This window comes from Colwellia sp. TT2012 (genome assembly GCF_001440345.1).
Classification (GTDB): domain Bacteria; phylum Pseudomonadota; class Gammaproteobacteria; order Enterobacterales; family Alteromonadaceae; genus Colwellia.
In genome coordinates, this window is the sequence record NZ_LJYX01000164.1 from 1 (window position 1) to 756 (window position 756).

Sequence of the window (756 nt, forward strand, 5' to 3'; positions counted from 1 at the left end):
TTTACCAGAAATATGTGCAGTGACGACGTGGCCATTCTCAAGTTCAACTCGGAACATAGTGTTAGGTAATGTATCTAAAACAGTACCTTGCATTTCAATATTTTCTTCTTTCGCCATGGGGCGCTAAACCTCTAATGTTGTGCAAATAGCCAAGAAATTCTTCTAGAATAGTAATATTTTCTGGCAGATAAAAAAGCTGCGCGAATCATGCCTAATTGCTTGACCAATGTAAAGGCTTGCTGCACTTTATTTAGTGATTTTAGCGTTATTAACGACAGCTTTGCTGTTTAATTGCCATTGACTGTTAATAAAGCGCTCAAAGGGGAAATATCGGTCTTTATAATTCATTTTTTGACAATCATCAATTTGATAACCCAAATATAAATAGGGTAATGACATTTGTTGGCAAAAGTTTAATTGGGTGAGAATAGAAAACACCCCTAAACCATGGGCTTTATATTCTGGGTGATAAAAGGTATAAACAGCGGATAAGCCGTTACTTAAGACATCAGTTACGGCAACACAGACGAGTTTCTCTTGCTCTTGCTCATTTGCCGGTGCCCAGGTTTCAATAAATAATTGTTGGGTTAAATTGCAGCTTAAAAACCCCTGGTACTGCTCAAAAGAAGCGGGGTACATACTGCCTTCTTGATGAAAGGTATTAATATAAGCTTCAAACAAGGGGTAATAGCTGTCTTTTAATTGTGAAGATTGTTTAATAATAAAATGATTATTACGCTTTTTGGATCTTCTTTG

At 36.4% G+C, this 756-nt stretch carries 1 protein-coding gene and 1 pseudogene; both read right to left on the reverse strand.

Annotated features, from left to right (window positions below):
• A pseudogene (locus tag ASU03_RS19330) lies at positions 1–117 on the reverse strand (translation initiation factor IF-1); the annotation flags it as partial.
• Positions 118–246: 129 nt separating this feature from the next.
• Positions 247–756 (reverse strand): arginyl-tRNA-protein transferase (locus tag ASU03_RS19335; protein WP_057833302.1); only part of this gene is annotated, 510 nt, incomplete at its 5' end.